At 55.3% G+C, this 445-nt stretch carries 1 pseudogene; it reads left to right on the forward strand.

From position 1 onward, the window contains the following. Positions 1 to 445: pseudogene (locus Tanf_RS10380) on the forward strand (glutamine synthetase III domain-containing protein); the annotation flags it as partial.

Consider the following 445-nt stretch of genomic DNA (forward strand, 5'->3'; position numbering starts at 1 on the left):
TATGACCGGACGGATGAAGATGTGGGCGAAGGAACTGGGCGGCACGCACTACACGCGCTGGTTTCGGCCGTTGACCGAAGGGACGGCGCAGAAGGACGTCTCGTTCATCGATTGGGTAGATGGGGCGGGCGGAAGCATTACCGGAGAATTTTCCGGCGAATTGCTGGCCCAGCAGGAGAGGGCGGGGTCGAGCTTTCCGAGCGGAGGCATCCGCAGCAGGTTCGAGGCGCGCGGATATACGGCTTGGGACCCTTTGTCGCCGGCATTTTCCTTGGATGACACATTGTGTATCCCCACAATTTTCATATCTTGTTTCGGTGAAGCGACCTACCTGCAAGCTCCGCTGTGGAAAGCCATTTATGCAATTATCACAGTTGCGACAGACGCGTGTCATTATTTCGACCTGAACTTGAAAACAGAACTGTCTTATCTGGGATGGCAGTAG

The organism is Tannerella forsythia, from assembly GCF_001006485.1.
In the GTDB taxonomy this organism is placed as follows: Bacteria; Bacteroidota; Bacteroidia; order Bacteroidales; family Tannerellaceae; genus Tannerella; species Tannerella forsythia.